17 protein-coding genes are annotated in these 15553 nt (G+C 59.5%); 15 read left to right on the forward strand and 2 right to left on the reverse strand.

The window, feature by feature from the left end; translation table 11 throughout:
- Positions 1–118: 118 nt before the first annotated feature.
- From AP059_RS13960 to AP059_RS13970, 3 genes are read left to right on the forward strand one after another with little or no spacing between them, the layout of a single operon-like run.
- Positions 119–481 carry a CidA/LrgA family protein gene (locus AP059_RS13960; RefSeq protein ID WP_059763816.1) on the forward strand — a complete coding sequence of 121 codons (363 nt, stop codon included), beginning with the start codon at positions 119–121 and terminating at the stop codon, positions 479–481.
- Complete coding sequence (locus tag AP059_RS13965; protein ID WP_059763818.1) at positions 478–1194, forward strand: LrgB family protein; 717 nt, start codon at positions 478–480, stop codon at positions 1192–1194. Before AP059_RS13960 ends, AP059_RS13965 begins: the two co-directional genes overlap by 4 nt.
- A 10-nt stretch (positions 1195–1204) precedes the next feature.
- Complete coding sequence (locus AP059_RS13970; protein ID WP_059763820.1) at positions 1205–1795, forward strand: LON peptidase substrate-binding domain-containing protein; 591 nt, start codon at positions 1205–1207, stop codon at positions 1793–1795.
- A 101-nt stretch (positions 1796–1896) separates the two neighbouring features.
- Here AP059_RS13970 and AP059_RS13975 read toward each other — a convergent pair whose 3' ends face one another.
- Both AP059_RS13975 and AP059_RS13980 read right to left on the reverse strand, forming a co-directional pair.
- Positions 1897–3213, reverse strand: coding sequence for a bifunctional DedA family/phosphatase PAP2 family protein (locus AP059_RS13975; RefSeq protein ID WP_059763822.1), 1317 nt, complete (start codon positions 3211–3213; stop codon positions 1897–1899).
- Positions 3214–3238: 25 nt separating this feature from the next.
- A complete protein-coding gene (locus AP059_RS13980; RefSeq protein WP_059763824.1) occupies positions 3239–3919 on the reverse strand; it encodes a DNA-3-methyladenine glycosylase in 681 nt (226 codons plus the stop codon).
- Positions 3920–4095: 176 nt separating this feature from the next.
- Here AP059_RS13980 and AP059_RS13985 point away from each other — a divergent pair, with 176 nt between their 5' ends.
- From AP059_RS13985 to lipA, 12 genes are all read left to right on the forward strand, one after another.
- Entirely contained in the window at positions 4096–5367 is a 1272-nt protein-coding gene (locus AP059_RS13985; RefSeq protein ID WP_059763826.1) for a glutamate-5-semialdehyde dehydrogenase, read from the forward strand.
- Positions 5368–5392: 25 nt separating this feature from the next.
- Entirely contained in the window at positions 5393–6058 is a 666-nt protein-coding gene (gene nadD, locus AP059_RS13990) for a nicotinate-nucleotide adenylyltransferase (protein ID WP_162207794.1), read from the forward strand.
- A 71-nt stretch (positions 6059–6129) separates the two neighbouring features.
- Positions 6130–6624 (forward strand): ribosome silencing factor, encoded by a 495-nt coding sequence (rsfS, locus tag AP059_RS13995; RefSeq protein ID WP_048362371.1) that lies wholly within the window; start codon positions 6130–6132, stop codon positions 6622–6624.
- A 9-nt stretch (positions 6625–6633) separates the two neighbouring features.
- A complete protein-coding gene (gene rlmH / locus AP059_RS14000) occupies positions 6634–7101 on the forward strand; it encodes a 23S rRNA (pseudouridine(1915)-N(3))-methyltransferase RlmH (RefSeq protein ID WP_003444191.1) in 468 nt (155 codons plus the stop codon).
- A 12-nt stretch (positions 7102–7113) separates the two neighbouring features.
- Positions 7114–9009 carry a penicillin-binding protein 2 gene (mrdA, locus tag AP059_RS14005; RefSeq protein WP_059763828.1) on the forward strand — a complete coding sequence of 632 codons (1896 nt, stop codon included), beginning with the start codon at positions 7114–7116 and terminating at the stop codon, positions 9007–9009.
- A 31-nt stretch (positions 9010–9040) separates the two neighbouring features.
- A complete protein-coding gene (gene rodA, locus AP059_RS14010; RefSeq protein WP_048363005.1) occupies positions 9041–10144 on the forward strand; it encodes a rod shape-determining protein RodA in 1104 nt (367 codons plus the stop codon).
- Positions 10145–10161: 17 nt separating this feature from the next.
- A complete protein-coding gene (gene mltB / locus AP059_RS14015) occupies positions 10162–11172 on the forward strand; it encodes a lytic murein transglycosylase B (RefSeq protein WP_059763830.1) in 1011 nt (336 codons plus the stop codon).
- Positions 11172–12167: a septal ring lytic transglycosylase RlpA family protein gene (locus AP059_RS14020; protein WP_048362374.1), complete on the forward strand. Its 996-nt coding sequence runs from the start codon at positions 11172–11174 to the stop codon at positions 12165–12167. The genes mltB and AP059_RS14020 overlap by 1 nt, the downstream gene beginning before the upstream one ends.
- A gap of 174 nt (positions 12168–12341) precedes the next feature.
- Positions 12342–13499: a D-alanyl-D-alanine carboxypeptidase family protein gene (locus AP059_RS14025; protein WP_048362375.1), complete on the forward strand. Its 1158-nt coding sequence runs from the start codon at positions 12342–12344 to the stop codon at positions 13497–13499.
- A gap of 79 nt (positions 13500–13578) precedes the next feature.
- Positions 13579–13854 carry a DUF493 domain-containing protein gene (locus tag AP059_RS14030; RefSeq protein ID WP_048401480.1) on the forward strand — a complete coding sequence of 92 codons (276 nt, stop codon included), beginning with the start codon at positions 13579–13581 and terminating at the stop codon, positions 13852–13854.
- Positions 13854–14507 (forward strand): lipoyl(octanoyl) transferase LipB, encoded by a 654-nt coding sequence (gene lipB, locus AP059_RS14035; protein WP_059763832.1) that lies wholly within the window; start codon positions 13854–13856, stop codon positions 14505–14507. The genes AP059_RS14030 and lipB overlap by 1 nt, the downstream gene beginning before the upstream one ends.
- A gap of 1 nt (position 14508) precedes the next feature.
- Entirely contained in the window at positions 14509–15549 is a 1041-nt protein-coding gene (gene lipA / locus AP059_RS14040; RefSeq protein WP_048401478.1) for a lipoyl synthase, read from the forward strand.
- The last annotated feature ends 4 nt before the right edge of the window (positions 15550–15553 follow it).

The raw sequence follows: 15553 nt of genomic DNA on the forward strand, positions 1-15553 counted from the left end.
TCTATAGGGCCACATGAAACATCCTGAGATATTCACCGGCCGATCATGGCGTTAGCCATGCCAGCGGGTTGGGAGCGTGCCTATAATGCGCCGCAAAAAAGATCGCTGGAGATGTGAAATGTTGTTACGCGGCCTGACCTGGCTGGTGCTGTTTCAATTGCTCGGCACCGCCCTCAATCATGTGTTCATCCCTGTTTTGCCCGGCCCCATTATCGGGTTGCTGCTGCTATTGGCATTTTTGATGGTGCGCGGCGAAGTCTCCGAGCCGTTAAGTCAAGCCGCCAGTGGTCTGCTGCGCTACTTGCCCTTGCTGTTAGTGCCGCCCGCCGTGGGGGTGATGGTTTACGCGCGCGATATCGCGGCAGATTTTTGGGCCATTGCCGGGGCATTGGTATTGTCGCTTTTAATCTCGATGGCCTTCGTCGGTGTGTTGATGCAGCGTTTGCTCAAACGTCATCAGCACCCTGAGGAGCGGCCATGACCCTGGAATGGCAAGGGGCCTGGTACGCCGTGATTCATCACCCGCTGTTTGGTATCGGCATCACTCTGGGTGCTTATCAACTGGTGCTCGCAGCGTTTGAGAAAACCCGCTGGATCTTTCTACAGCCCGTGCTGGCCTCGATGTTGTTGGTGATTGGCGTGTTGCTCAGCTGTGGCCTGAGCTACGACGAGTACCGCAACAGCACTGACATTCTTAGCATTCTGCTGGGGCCTGCCACGGTAGCGTTGGCGGTGCCGTTGTACTTGAACCTGCGGCGAATCCGGCAACTGTTTTGGCCCATCTTTACTACGCTGGTGATTGGCGGGGTATTTGCGACCGGTCTCGTGGTGCTGTTGGGCGCCTGGTTCGGCACGGAGCACAGAGTGCTGATGACGTTGGCGCCCAAGTCGGTCACTTCACCGATTGCCATGCTGGTGGCAGAGCAAATTGGCGGTGTGGCGGCGTTGGCGGCAGTGTTTGTACTGATTACCGGGGTCATCGGTGCGATCGTCGGCCCAAGCCTGCTGAGCCTGTTGCGCGTTCACAGCACCGAGGCGCGCGGCATGGCATTGGGTATGACGGCGCATGCGGTGGGCACATCGGTGGCCTTGCAAGAAAGCGAAGAGTGCGGCGCCTTTGCGGCGTTGGCGATGAGTTTAATGGGCGTGGGTACGGCGGTATTTTTACCGCTGGCCGTCAGCCTCATGGTGTAAGGACGTAGACATGACATTGCCGTTGTTTCCCCTCAATACCGTGCTGTTTCCGGGGTGTGTGCTGGACCTGCAAATCTTTGAGGCGCGCTACCTCGATATGATCGCCTGCTGCCTGAAGCAGGGTGCAGGCTTTGGCGTGGTCTGCATTCTTGAGGGCAGCGAAGTGGGCGACGCCCCGCAAGATATCGCCCCGATTGGGTGTGAGGCACTGATCCGAGACTTCAAACAGCAGGACAACGGGCTGCTGGGCATTCGTGTCGAAGGCGGGCGGCGCTTTCAGGTCTTGAGCTCGCAGGCGCAACCCAATCAGTCATTGCTGGCCGAAATTGAATGGCTGGATGAAGTTGCCGAGCAACCGCTGGGTGACGAAGATCAAGACCTGCTGGCGTTACTCAAAGCGTTGGCAGAGCATCCCATGGTGGCGGCTCTGGAGATGAACACCGAGGTGTCGGGGCAGCAGTCACTGGGCAATCAGCTGGCGTATTTGTTGCCTTTTGCCGAAGAGGACAAGCTCCAACTGCTGCAAGTCGATGACCCGCAGCAGCGCCTTGATGGTATTCAAGTGTTACTCGACGAGATGCAGGGTGAGGCCCTTAATTGAACCGTCGCTGATTTGGCGTGGCTGACGGGGCATAAGAGGCTGCGCCTGAACGCAGCCCCGTACCTCGGTGGTTCCTGCAAAATGAGCTGCGTTTTGGGCTATCAATAGGCGTAGCGCAGCAGCTCTTTGGACAGGTGCCCGAGCATAAAAAAGCCGTACAGCGCGGTGCAGGCGGGCAAAATCACCCACCAGACTTTTTGCGGGACCGGGCTGAGCGGCATAAAGCGTTGGCTCAGGGCGAGTGCAAACGCATTGACCGTAATCGCCAGTAATGCGCCGGCCATGATGTCTGTTGGCCAATGAGCGCCCAGGTAAACCCGTGACATGGCGACCGTGATCGCCAGCAGGCACCCCAGCAACACCCACGTCACGCGCATGCGTTGCGGTTGCTCGCGCCCGGCCAGAATCGCCAGCGCCACAAAAAATGCAAACGCCCCCGAACTGTGCCCGCTGGGCATGCTGTAACTGGTGAGCGGGTCGACCAATACGTCTGGGCGCATCCGTGCAAAGAAGTGTTTGGTCGTGGTGTTGGCCACAGCCGTAAACAGCGTGACCCCACCGAAAAAGAACATGGCGCGCCATTGGCGGGTCACCAGCAAAATGACGCAGACCACGGCGGCAGCCAGGAACTGGGTGCGGAAGTTGCCAATTTGCGTCACCAGGACCGCGGCCATGTCCATCGCGCTGCTGCGATGTTCTTGCACCAGTGCCGAGATGCCCCGGTCCAGAGCGCTGAGGTAGGGGTAGCCGACGAACACTGCCAGCAGCAGGCTCAGGCTCAGGGCACCGATCAGCACCGTGGCCCCGGATTGGCGCCGGATGCTGGCATTGATGCTCAGGCCCAGCAGCGCGGCCAGGCCGACAGCAACCACCGCGGCTTGCGGCCAGAACCCTTCGGGCAAGGGCAGGCGGATGGCGGCCCCGGTCGCCCAACCGGGCAGCAAGTACGCCACTGCCCAACCCATGCCGGCCAGCAGGCTGACACCAATAAAGCGCGGGATGGGCATGTCGCACATGCCCGCCACCATCGGCAGCATCGGGCGCAGCGGGCCGATAAAGCGGCCAATCAGCAAGCTGACAATGCCGTACTTGTGAAAGTAGCTCTCGGCGCCGTTCATCCATTGAGGATGGGTGCGTAACAGCGGTAATCGCCGAATGTTTTGGTGGAAGCGTCTGCCCAGTGCGTAAGACACCACGTCACCGAGCAGGCCGCCGAGAAAACCCAATAACAAGGTTTCACCCAATGACAGGGCGCCGCTGCCGGCCATGACGGCAATCGCAAACAGCAAAACGGTGCCGGGCACGATGATCCCGGCAATTGCCAGGCACTCCACGCACGCCACAATAAATACCGCGAGGCCCAGCCACTGCGGGTTGGCTGTTAGCCAGCCAGTTACGCTATCGAGCCATGGGCCCATGTTTCAACTTCCTTTTGATCGTTATTTAATCGGCGGTGCAGGTGTGTTGCAGCGTCACATAGTCCCGGCCCTCAACCTGCCCGCGGCGTAGCGGGTTGCGTGTGCAGTGCGCGGCATAGTCGGCATCGACAAAGCGGTACATCAGGTGCTCGTCACGCCCGTGAGGGATGCCCAAACGCGTGGTTTGAATGATCTGCGAGGGTTGTTGTGCGACGTCATCGACCCGCAAACGTTCAAGGTCGAAACATTTTGCATCCCATTCGCGCACTTTCAGCCCCAACGCTTTACACAGCAGCGTTTGCCCGGCGCAGAGCCTGGCAGCGGGGCGCGGATTGCCGTGTGTGTCCGGATTGTTGCGTTGCATCTGCGCCAGGCTGTCAGGGCCTGAGAGCGCGTCAACCCAGGGGTACGCCGACTTGATCAGTACCGCATTGCCGGGGCCGTGGGCGCTGAAGTTCAACGAATCACCGCCGCGAGCGTAGTACATGTAAATGTGCCCGCCATCCATAAACAGCGCTTTGCGTTTTTCGGTATAGCCCAATGACGCGTGGCTGCCCTTATCGACGCAGTAATAGGCTTCGGTTTCGATAATGCGCGCGCTCAGCCACAGCCCGTTGACTCGATGGCGGATGACTTTGCCCAGCAGTTGGCGGGCGACGCGCTGGGCGTCACGGTCAAAAAATGAATCCGGCAGTACGTTGGGCATCTTCGGATCGATTAATGGATGGCTGAAAAGGGGCAGATCATAGCAAGACCTGCTTAATCGAGGCTGAACGCGGTGTATTTACAGCCCATTTCGACCATCCGCCTGCCACCGCTGTGCGTGAGGCGGCGGGACCGCTATAATCGGCCGCTTTCCTCCCTGCCAAGACCATTGAGACCATGACTGAGTCCGTTCTTGACTACATGACCCGCCTGGGTCGCGCCGCTCGCCAAGCGTCCCGTGTGATTGGCCGTGCCAGCACCGGGCAAAAAAACCGTGCCCTGCTGGCGGCTGCCGCTGCATTGGATGCTGCCCGTCCCGAACTCACCGCTGCCAACGAGCAGGATCTGGCGGCGGGGCGTGCCAATGGTCTGGAACCCGCGATGTTGGAGCGTCTGGCGCTGACCCCAGCGCGCATCGACGGCATGATCGTCGGTTTGCGTCAGGTGGCCAGCTTGCCGGACCCGGTCGGCGCGATTCGCGACATGAGCTACCGGCCTTCGGGCATTCAGGTGGGCAAAATGCGCGTGCCGCTGGGCGTGGTTGGCATTATTTATGAGTCGCGCCCCAATGTGACCATCGATGCTGCGAGCCTGTGCTTGAAGTCGGGCAACGCGACTATTTTGCGCGGTGGCTCCGAGGCCATTCATTCCAACCGTGCGATTGCCGCCTGTATCCAGCGAGGGCTGGCTGAGGCCGGTCTGCCGCCGGCAGTGGTGCAAGTGGTTGAGGTCACGGACCGTGCCGCCGTCGGTGCATTGATCACCATGCCCGAGTATGTGGACGTGATCGTGCCACGCGGTGGCAAAGGCTTGATCGAGCGCGTGAGCCGTGACGCCCGTGTTCCGGTCATCAAGCACCTGGACGGCATCTGCCATGTATACGTGAGTGCCCAGGCGGACCTGACAAAAGCGCAGCGTATTGCGTTCAATGCCAAAACCTACCGTTATGGCATTTGCGGGGCGATGGAAACCTTGCTGGTCGATCAGGCGGTGGCGGCGCAGTTCTTGCCGGCAATGGCCGAAGAGTTTCGTGCCAAAGGTGTCGAGCTGCGCGGTTGTGAGCGCACGCAGGCGCTGATTGACGTGGTGGCTGCCACTGAAGACGACTGGCACACCGAGTACCTGGACGCGATTTTGTCGATCCGTATTGTCGACGGGCTGGACCAGGCGATTGAACACATCAATCACTACGGCTCCCATCACACCGACTCGATCGTGACCGAACACCAGGGCGACGCACGGCGTTTTATGGCCGAAGTGGACTCCAGTTCGGTGATGCTCAACACCCCAACCTGCTTCGCCGATGGATTTGAATACGGATTGGGTGCGGAGATTGGCATTTCTACTGATAAGCTGCACGCCCGCGGCCCGGTGGGTCTCGAAGGTTTGACCTGCGAGAAGTACATTGTGGTCGGTGATGGGCAGCTGCGCGGTCAGGAGCCGGCTTGAATTGGCCGACCTTGACGCGCCAATGATGGCACCGCTGAACGACGCGTTACCCCGGCGCATTGGCGTGTTGGGTGGAACCTTCGATCCGGTGCACATCGGGCATTTGCGCGGTGGGCTGGAAGTGGCGGAAATGATGGCGCTCGATGAGCTGCGTCTGACCCCCAACGCCAGGCCACCTCACCGCGACACCCCGCAAGTGTCAGCGCACGACCGTTTGGCGATGGTTGAGTGCGCCGTCGCCGGAGTGGCTACGCTGGTGGTTGACGCCCGGGAACTGCAACGGGACAAGCCGTCCTACACAATCGACACCCTGGAACTGATGCGGGCCGAGTTGGCCGCCGACGACCAGTTGTTTTTATTGCTGGGTTGGGACGCGTTTTGCGGCCTGCCCACGTGGCATCGCTGGGAAGAGTTGCTCCAGCATTGCCATATCCTGGTGCTACAGCGCCCGGATGCCGACAGCGAACCGCCGGATGCCTTGCGCAATCTGTTGGCGGCGCGCTCGGTAAGCGACCCGCTGGCCCTGAAAGGGTCGAGCGGACAGATTGCATTCGTCTGGCAGACACCGCTCGCGGTATCCGCCACCCAGATCCGTCAACTGCTGGCCAGCGGTAAGTCGGTACGTTATCTGGTGCCCGACGCGGTCCTGGCCTACATCGATGCGCACGGGCTTTACCGTGCGTCGAACTGAAAAAGGCGTGGTTCAAGGCACGATTTGACGTGTATTGAACCCCCCGAACATACGAGCAAAACGAGTTTTATATGACCAACAAAGATGTAAGCAAAGTAAAACGCAAAGGCACCTTCAAGAGCGCTCCGCTGCCAGAAAAAACCTTTAGCGCCGAGCCGCTCAAAGGCGACGAGCTGGTCAAGGTTGCTGTTGCCGCGCTGGAAGACGTCAAAGCCCAGGACATTCAAGTGATTGATGTGCGCGACAAGCACAGCATCACCGATTACATGATCATTGCCACCGGTACCTCGAACCGTCAGATCGGCGCAATGCTCGACAAAATCCGTGAAGCGGTGAAAGCCCTGGGCGTCAAGCCATTGGGTGAAGAAGGCAAGGGCGACAGCGATTGGGTACTGCTGGACATGGACGACGTGATCGTTCACATGATGACCGCCAGCGCCCGTCAGTTCTACGACCTGGAGCGTCTGTGGGCCGGTGCCGAGCAAAGCCGTGCAGGCAGCGCTGCTCACCACAGCCCGGAAAACACCCATGAGCATTTCCTCAAGCTCAACAAAGACCAGGAATAAGGGTTCGCTGTGCGCCTGCGTTTGATCGCTGTCGGTTCGCGTATGCCCAAGTGGGTGGAAGAAGGCTGGCATGAATATGCCAAGCGTCTGCCATCCGAGCTGGCGCTCGAACTGGTAGAAATACCGCTCAATACCCGTGGCAAGAATGCCGACGTGGCCCGTTTTATCCGTCAGGAAGGCGAGGCCATGCTGGCCAAAGTCGGCCCGGGCGAGCGGATTGTCACGCTGGAAGTGCACGGTAAGCCTTGGAGTACCGAGCAACTGGCGGTCGAACTCGACCGCTGGCGCCTGGACTCGCGCACGGTCAACTTCATGGTGGGCGGCCCTGAAGGGCTGGCGCCCGAAGTGTGCGCGCGTGCCGATCAACGCTGGTCGTTGTCGCCGTTGACGTTGCCGCACCCGTTGGTAAGGATTCTGATTGGTGAGCAGTTGTATCGCGCCTGGACGGTTCTGTCCGGGCACCCTTATCACAAATAGTCAGCGTCCTGAATGTCTCAGCCGATTCGCCTCAAAGACCACGAGAAAGACGCACGCCTTGTGCGCAGCCGCGTCGTGGTCGGCGCCTGTGTCGTGGTGGCGCTCATTTGTGCGCTGATCGCGCGCCTGTACTACTTGCAAGTGGTGCAGTACGAGTACCACTCGACATTGTCGGAAAACAACCGGGTGCACGTGCAGCCGATTCCCCCCACCCGTGGCCTGATTTTTGACCGCAATGGGGTGGTGATCGCCGACAACCGGCCAAGCTTCAGCCTGAGCATGACCCGCGAGCGCTCCGGCGACTGGCAACAAGTGCTCGACGTGATTGTTGAGGTGTTGCAACTCACCCCGCAAGACCGCGCACTGTTTGAAAAGCGCATGAAACAGGGGCGTCGGCCGTTTGAGCCGGTGCCCATTCTGTTTGAGCTGAACGAAGAGCAGATCGCCCGCATTGCCGTTAACCAGTTCCGCCTGCCAGGGGTGGAAGTGGTTGCGCAGTTGGTGCGCCACTACCCGCAAGGCGCGCACTTTGCGCACTCGGTGGGGTACATGGGGCGGATCAACGAAAAAGAGCTTAAAACCCTCGATCCGGTCAATTACAGCGGCACCCATCACATCGGTAAAACCGGCATCGAGCGCTTCTATGAAGCCGAGCTGCACGGGCAGGTGGGTTACGAAGAAGTTGAAACCAACGCCCGTGGCCGGGTGTTGCGCGTGCTTAAACGCACCGACCCGATCCCCGGCAAAGACATCGTGCTCAGCCTCGATATCAAGTTGCAGGAAGCCGCCGAGGAAGCGCTGGCCGGGCGCCGTGGCGCTGTTGTCGCCCTGAACCCGATGACGGGCGAGGTGCTGGCAATGGTCAGTCAACCCAGTTTTGACCCCAACCTGTTTGTGACCGGCATCAGCTTCAAGGCTTACGCCGAGTTACGCGACTCCATTGATCGTCCGCTGTTTAACCGGATTTTGCGCGGCCTGTACCCGCCGGGTTCGACCATCAAGCCTGCGGTGGCGATTGCCGGCCTCGACAGCGGCGTGATCACCGGTGCCTCGCGCGTCTACGACCCCGGTTATTACCAGTTGCCCAATTACGACCACAAATACCGTAACTGGAACCGCAGCGGTGATGGCTATGTGGATTTGGACACGGCGATCATGCGTTCCAATGACACCTACTTCTACGACCTGGCCCACAAGCTGGGTATAGACCGGCTGTCGACCTACATGAACCAGTTCGGCATTGGTCAGAAAGTCTCCCTCGACATGTTTGAAGAGTCGGCGGGGCTGATGCCGTCGCGCGAGTGGAAGCGCGCCACCCGACGTCAGGCCTGGTTTCCGGGTGAAACCCTGATTTTGGGGATCGGTCAGGGCTACATGCAGTCCACGCCTTTGCAACTGGCGCAAGCCACGGCGCTGATTGCCAGCAAGGGCAAGTGGATTCGCCCGCATCTGGCCAAGACCATTGAAGGCGTACCGCCCGTGGACCCGAATCCGATGCCTGATATCGTGCTGCGCGACCCCTCCAACTGGGCCAAGGTCAGCCACGGCATGCAGCAAGTGGTGCATGGCGCACGCGGTACGGCCCGGGTCGCCGGGGTTGGCGCGCAATACCTGATTGCCGGCAAAAGTGGTACGGCGCAGGTGGTGGCCATCAAGCAAGGCGAAAAGTATGACCGTTCCAAGGTTCAGGAACGCCACCGCGACCACGCTTTGTTCGTCGGTTTTGCGCCGGCCAATAACCCGCAGATTACGGTCTCGGTGATGATTGAAAACGGCGAGGCGGGCAGCCGCGTCGCCTCGCCAGTGGTGCGCAAGGTCATGGACGCCTGGTTACTGGATGCAGACGGCAAGCTCAAACCTGAGTACGCCAGCCCTTCAAAGGCGGAGGTTTCGGCCAGTGATGAGTAATTTTGATCGCATGCTCTCCAGTGAGGATGTGATGCGTCGGCGTGCCTCGCTGCTTCAGCGCTTGCACATTGATGGCCCGCTGCTGATTTTGCTGCTGACCCTGGCAGCTGGCAGTTTGTTTGTGTTGTATTCGGCCAGCGGTAAAAGCTGGGACCTGCTGAGCAAGCAGGCGACCTCGTTCGGTATCGGTCTGGTGTCGATGTTTATCATTGCCCAGCTTGAGCCCCGCTTTATGGCGCGCTGGGTGCCCATCGGGTACCTGGTCGGTGTGTTGTTGCTGGTGGTGGTAGACGTGATGGGCCACAACGCGATGGGCGCCACGCGCTGGATCAACATACCGGGGGTGATTCGCTTCCAGCCTTCGGAGTTCATGAAGATTTTGATGCCGGCGACCATCGCCTGGTATCTCTCCAAGCGCACCTTGCCCCCGCAGCTCAAGCACGTTGCTATCAGTTTGATGCTGATCGGCGTGCCGTTTGCGCTGATTGTGCGCCAGCCCGACCTTGGCACCGCGTTGCTGGTGCTGGCGGGCGGTGCGTTTGTGCTGTTTATGGGCGGTTTGCGCTGGCGCTGGATCCTCAGCGTATTGGCGGCCACCATCCCGGTGGCGGTGGCCATGTGGTTTTTCGTGATGCACGACTACCAGAAGCAGCGGGTACTGACCTTTCTCGACCCTGAAAGCGACCCGCTGGGCACCGGCTGGAACATCATTCAGTCCAAGGCGGCCATCGGTTCTGGCGGGGTGTTTGGCAAAGGCTGGCTGTTGGGCACCCAGTCGCATCTGGACTTTCTGCCCGAAAGCCACACCGACTTCATCATCGCGGTGATGGGCGAAGAATTCGGCCTGGTAGGGATTTGCGCATTGCTGCTGATCTACCTGTTGTTGATTGGTCGCGGCCTGGTGATTACGGCCCAGGCCCAGACGCTGTTCGGCAAATTGCTGGCCGGCAGCCTGACCATGACGTTTTTTGTTTATGTTTTCGTCAACATCGGTATGGTCAGTGGCCTGTTGCCGGTGGTGGGCGTGCCATTGCCGTTTATTAGCTACGGCGGAACTTCGCTCGTCACGCTGCTGTCAGCGTTTGGGGTTTTGATGTCGATCCACACGCATCGCAAGTGGATCGCGCAAGTTTGATTAAGGTGAATTATTCAATGCAAGTAATGCGTGGCTGGGCCGCTCGATACGCGTCATGGGTAGGCCTGTTGGGTCTGTTCGGGGCGGCGCAAGGCGCGGTGGCTGGCGACTATGACGGCTCACCCCAAGTGGCTGAGTTTGTCGGTGAAATGACCCGCGACTACGGGTTTGCCGGCGAACAGCTGATGGACGTGTTTCGCCAGGCTCAGCGCAAGCAGAGCATTCTCGACGCTATTTCGCGTCCTGCCGAGCGCGTCAAGCAGTGGAAAGAATACCGCCCCATCTTTATTTCTGATGCCCGTGTTGCCCGTGGTGTCGATTTTTGGCGCGAGCACGAAGCCGTACTGGCCCGTGCCGAGCAGGAATACGGTGTTCCGGCACAAGTAATTGTGTCGATCATCGGCGTTGAAACCTTCTACGGTCGCAACACCGGCAATTATCGGGTGATCGACGCGTTGTCGACCCTGGGCTTTGATTACCCGCCACGCGCCGAGTTCTTCCGCAAGGAGCTGCGTGAGTTCCTGTTGTTGGCCCGTGAAGAGCAGGTCGACCCGTTGACCCTTAAAGGCTCGTACGCAGGTGCAATGGGCTTGCCGCAATTTATGCCGAGCAGCTTTCGCGCTTACGCCGTGGACTTTGACGGCGACGGCCACATCAATATCTGGAGCAACCCGGACGACGCGATTGGCAGCGCTGCCAGCTACTTCAAGCGTCATGGCTGGGTGGCCGGTGAGCCGGTGGTGATTCGCGCCGATGTACAGGGCGAGCGGGTCGACGAAGGCTTGACCCAAGGCATCGAGCCGGTGAAAACCGTCGGGGAGTTGCGAGCGCTGGGGTGGTCGAGTCATGATGCGCTGCATGACGACATGCCGGTCACCGCGTTCCGTCTCGAAGGCGAAAACGGCCCTGAATACTGGATGGGCCTGAAGAATTTTTACGCGATCACGCGCTACAACCGTAGCGTGATGTACGCCATGGCAGTGCACCAACTGTCCGACCTGCTGGTTCAAGCACGGGGCAATAAGTAATGCCGTTTCTAGCGATCCGCACACCTCTTAAAGTCGCTGCCTGCGCCGCCCTTGCGTTGCTGGTGGTGAGCTGCTCCAGCAGCCGCACCGCCGCGCCACAAAAGTCGACCGCCGTTGTTCGCGCCACGCCGGGGCTGGACATCAACCGCGCGCACAAAGACGGCGCGCCGTGGTGGGACGTGGACGTCTCGCGCATCCCCGATGCCACCCCGACCCTGCACACCGGGCCCTACAAAGCCAACCCGTACACCGTGCTGGGTAAAACCTACTTCCCGATTCAAGAGTCCAAGACTTACGTCGCATCGGGTACTGCCTCTTGGTACGGCACCAAGTTTCATGGTCAAAACACCGCCAATGGCGAGGTGTATGACCTGTACGGCATGAGCGCCGCGCACAAAACCCTGCCACTGCCCAGCTACGTCAAAGTGACCAACCTGGACAACGGTAAAGCTGTAGTGCTGCGGGTCAACGACCGTGGCCCGTTCTACTCGGACCGCATCATTGACTTGTCTTATGCGGCGGCCAAAAAACTCGGCTATGCCGAAACCGGCACGGCGCGGGTCAAGGTTGAAGGCATTGACCCGCAAGCGTGGTGGGCGCAGCGCGGTCGCCCGGCGCCGTTGATGCTCAATGAGCCAAAAATGGCTCAGAATGCCCCCGGCCCTACGGTGTCGACCGGCAAGGTTGAACAATGGACGCCACCTGCGCAGCAGCACGCCAGTGATGTCGTACCGGTGCCAGGCATGGCCAGTGGCCACGGCACGTACTTGCAGGTCGGCGCATTTGCCAACCCTGACGCGGCAGAGTTGCTTCGCTCCAAGCTCAGTGGCATGGTCAGCGCTCCGGTGTTCATCAGTTCAATTGTGCGCAATCAACAAACCTTGCACCGTGTACGACTGGGGCCAATCGCCTCGGCCGGTGAAGTACAACAAGCGCAAAACAGCGTGCGTCTGGCCAACCTGGGCCAGCCAAGCGTTGTGACATCGGATCAGTAACACTGATTAACGCGTTGGGCCTTGAACCTTCGAGGCTCAAACGCAGTTGTGGCGGCGAAGAATAAAAGCCCTGCGAGGGCCACGCTGCAACTGAATACGCGACAGCCCGTCAAACGGCTGTCACAACAGTTTTGCCCGCGAGGGTAAGTTTCCATTAACAATTTCGAGAGACGGATGAACATCACCACCTTTGCCAAACGCCTGTGCCTGCTTGTCCCGCTGATCATTACGCCTGCTGCCTTTGCAGCCGAAATGATGCCGTCGCCGCCGCAGCTTGCCGCCAAGTCCTACGTGCTCATGGATGCCAGCAGCGGTAACGTGCTGGTTGAGAACAATGGCGATCAACGCCTGCCGCCTGCCAGCCTGACCAAGCTGATGACCGCGTACATTGCGACCCTGGAAATCCGTCGTGGCCAGATCGGTGAAAACGATCCGGTAACCGTCAGCGAAAATGCCTGGCGTACCGGTGGTTCGCGGATGTTCATCAAAGTCGGTTCCCAGGTATCGGTCAGCGACTTGCTGCACGGGATCATCATTCAGTCGGGTAACGACGCCAGCGTTGCGCTGTCCGAGCACATCGCCGGCAGTGAAGACGCGTTCGCCGACCTGATGAACAAAACCGCGGGCGAGTTGGGCATGACCAACAGCCACTTCATGAACCCGACCGGCCTGCCAAACCCCGATCACTACTCGTCGGCGCACGACATGTCGCTGCTGGCTCGCGCGATCATCCACGAAGACCCGACTCACTATGCGATCTACTCGCAGAAGGAGTTCTTCTGGAACGGCATCAAGCAGCCTAACCGCAACCTGCTGCTGTGGCGCGACAAAACCGTTGATGGCCTGAAAACCGGTCATACCGATGAAGCGGGCTACTGCATGGTGTCGTCGGCTGTGCGTGATGGCATGCGTTTGATCGCGGTGGTGTTCGGCACCAACAGCGAGGCGGCCCGTGCTGCCGAGACGCAAAAGCTGCTGACCTACGGTTTCCGTTTCTTCGAAACCCAGACCTTCTACCAGAAGGGCACTGAGCTGGCACAAGCACCGGTCTGGAAAGGCACCACCAACCAGGTCAAAGCCGGTCTGGCCGATGACCTGACCCTGACCCTGCCTAAAGGCCAGTTGAAAAAGCTCGCGGCCAGCATGACCATGAACCCGCAACTGATGGCGCCGATCGCCAAAGGTGACGTGATCGGCAAGGTTGAAGTCAAACTCGACGATAAAGTTGTTCACAGTGCCGACTTGATCGCACTTGAACCCGTTGAGGAAGGTGGAATTTTCCGACGCGTGTGGGATAGCATCCGTCTATTCTTCTACGGGTTGTTCAACTGATTGCACCCACCTGTGTGACCCCGTGCCTACCCGGCACGGGGTCATGTCTGTAGTTCCGGGCTTACGAGGCCAATACGCCATGAGCGATACCGAAGTAAAGGCGCCAAAGATCGAATTCCCTAACGTGGATTACCCGGTTAAGGTGATCAGCGACACGGGTGTGGGCAACAAAGACAAGATCATCGACATCGTGAAGAAACACGCGACGGTCAATGATGAGCGTGTCGACGAACGTCAAAGCACCAATGGCAAGTACACAACGATCCAGTTGCACATCGTGGCAACCGATCAGGATCAGCTCTACAACATCAACAGCGAACTGCGGGCCACCGGCTTCGTGCACATGGTGTTGTGATGTCGCAGGTCTTGGGTATTCGCGAGCTGGGTCAGCTTGATTACGAGCGCACCTGGCTGGCGATGCAGCGCTTTACCGAAGCACGCAAGCAACAACCGGACACGCAAGATGAAGTCTGGCTGGTGCAGCATCCGCCGGTGTTTACCCAAGGTCAGGCAGGCAAGCCCGAGCACCTGCTGTTGCCGGGTGATATCCCGGTGGTCAAATCGGACCGCGGCGGGCAGGTGACGTACCACGGGCCCGGTCAGATGGTCGCTTATCTGTTGCTGGACGTCCGCCGGTTAGGGTTTGGTGTACGTGAGCTGGTCAGCCGGATGGAGCGCTGCCTGATCGAGCTGCTCGCCAGCTATGGCGTGAACGCTCAGGCCAAAGTGGATGCGCCGGGTGTCTATGTCGACGGCGCCAAAATCGCCTCACTGGGCCTGCGGATTCGCAATGGCTGCTCTTTCCACGGTCTGGCCCTGAATGTAGACATGGACCTGGAACCGTTTCGACGGATTAACCCCTGTGGTTATGCGGGGCTGGCGATGACCCAGTTGCGTGACCATGCAGGCCCGATTGAATTTGCCGAGGTGAGTGCCCGACTGCGTGCGCAACTCGTCAAACACCTCGACTATGCTGAGCAGACGACCCTCACGGGCGGAATCGATTGATATGACTACTGCGCAAGACGCTGTTCAAACCCTGATCCCTACGCTGGACATCTCCGAACGTGCAGCCCGCGCCAGCGAGGCCCGTTCCAAGGTTGAGACCGGCGTCAAATTGCGCGGTGCCGAGAAGGTTGCGCGTATCCCGGTCAAGATCATTCCGACCACCGAGTTGCCGAAGAAGCCTGACTGGATTCGGGTGCGCATCCCGGTATCGCCGGAAGTCGACCGCATCAAAGCGTTGCTGCGCAAGCACAAGCTGCACAGCGTGTGTGAAGAAGCCTCCTGCCCGAACCTGGGCGAATGCTTCTCCGGCGGTACGGCGACGTTCATGATCATGGGCGACATCTGCACCCGTCGCTGCCCGTTCTGCGACGTGGGCCACGGACGACCGAAGCCACTGGACGTCAATGAGCCAGAAAGCCTGGCGGTCGCCATTGCTGACTTGCGTTTGAAGTACGTGGTGATCACCTCGGTCGACCGTGATGACCTGCGTGACGGTGGTGCGCAGCACTTTGCCGATTGCATCCGTGAAATCCGCAAATTGTCGCCGAACGTGCTGCTCGAAACGCTGGTGCCCGACTACCGTGGGCGCATGGACGTCGCGTTGGAAATCACCGCTGCCGAGCCGCCTGACGTGTTCAACCACAACCTCGAAACCGTGCCGCGCCTCTACAAGGCTGCGCGTCCGGGTTCCGACTACCAGTGGTCGTTGACCTTGCTGCAACGCTTCAAGCAAATGATGCCGCACATCCCGACCAAATCCGGCTTGATGCTGGGCCTGGGTGAAACGGACGAAGAAGTCATTGAAGTGATGAAGCGCATGCGTGAGCACGACATCGACATGCTGACGTTGGGCCAATACCTGCAACCGTCGCGCAGCCACTTGCCGGTGCAGCGTTTTGTTCACCCGGACGTCTTCGCCTGGTTCGCCGAGGAAGGCTACAAAATGGGCTTCAAAAACGTCGCCTCGGGCCCCTTGGTGCGTTCTTCGTACCATGCCGATGAGCAGGCCAAGCTGGTCAAAACCATGTTGATTGGTGAGTGAACGC

The sequence above is a fragment of the Pseudomonas sp. TAA207 genome, assembly GCF_001529285.1.
Classification (GTDB): Bacteria; Pseudomonadota; Gammaproteobacteria; order Pseudomonadales; family Pseudomonadaceae; genus Aquipseudomonas; species Aquipseudomonas weihenstephanensis.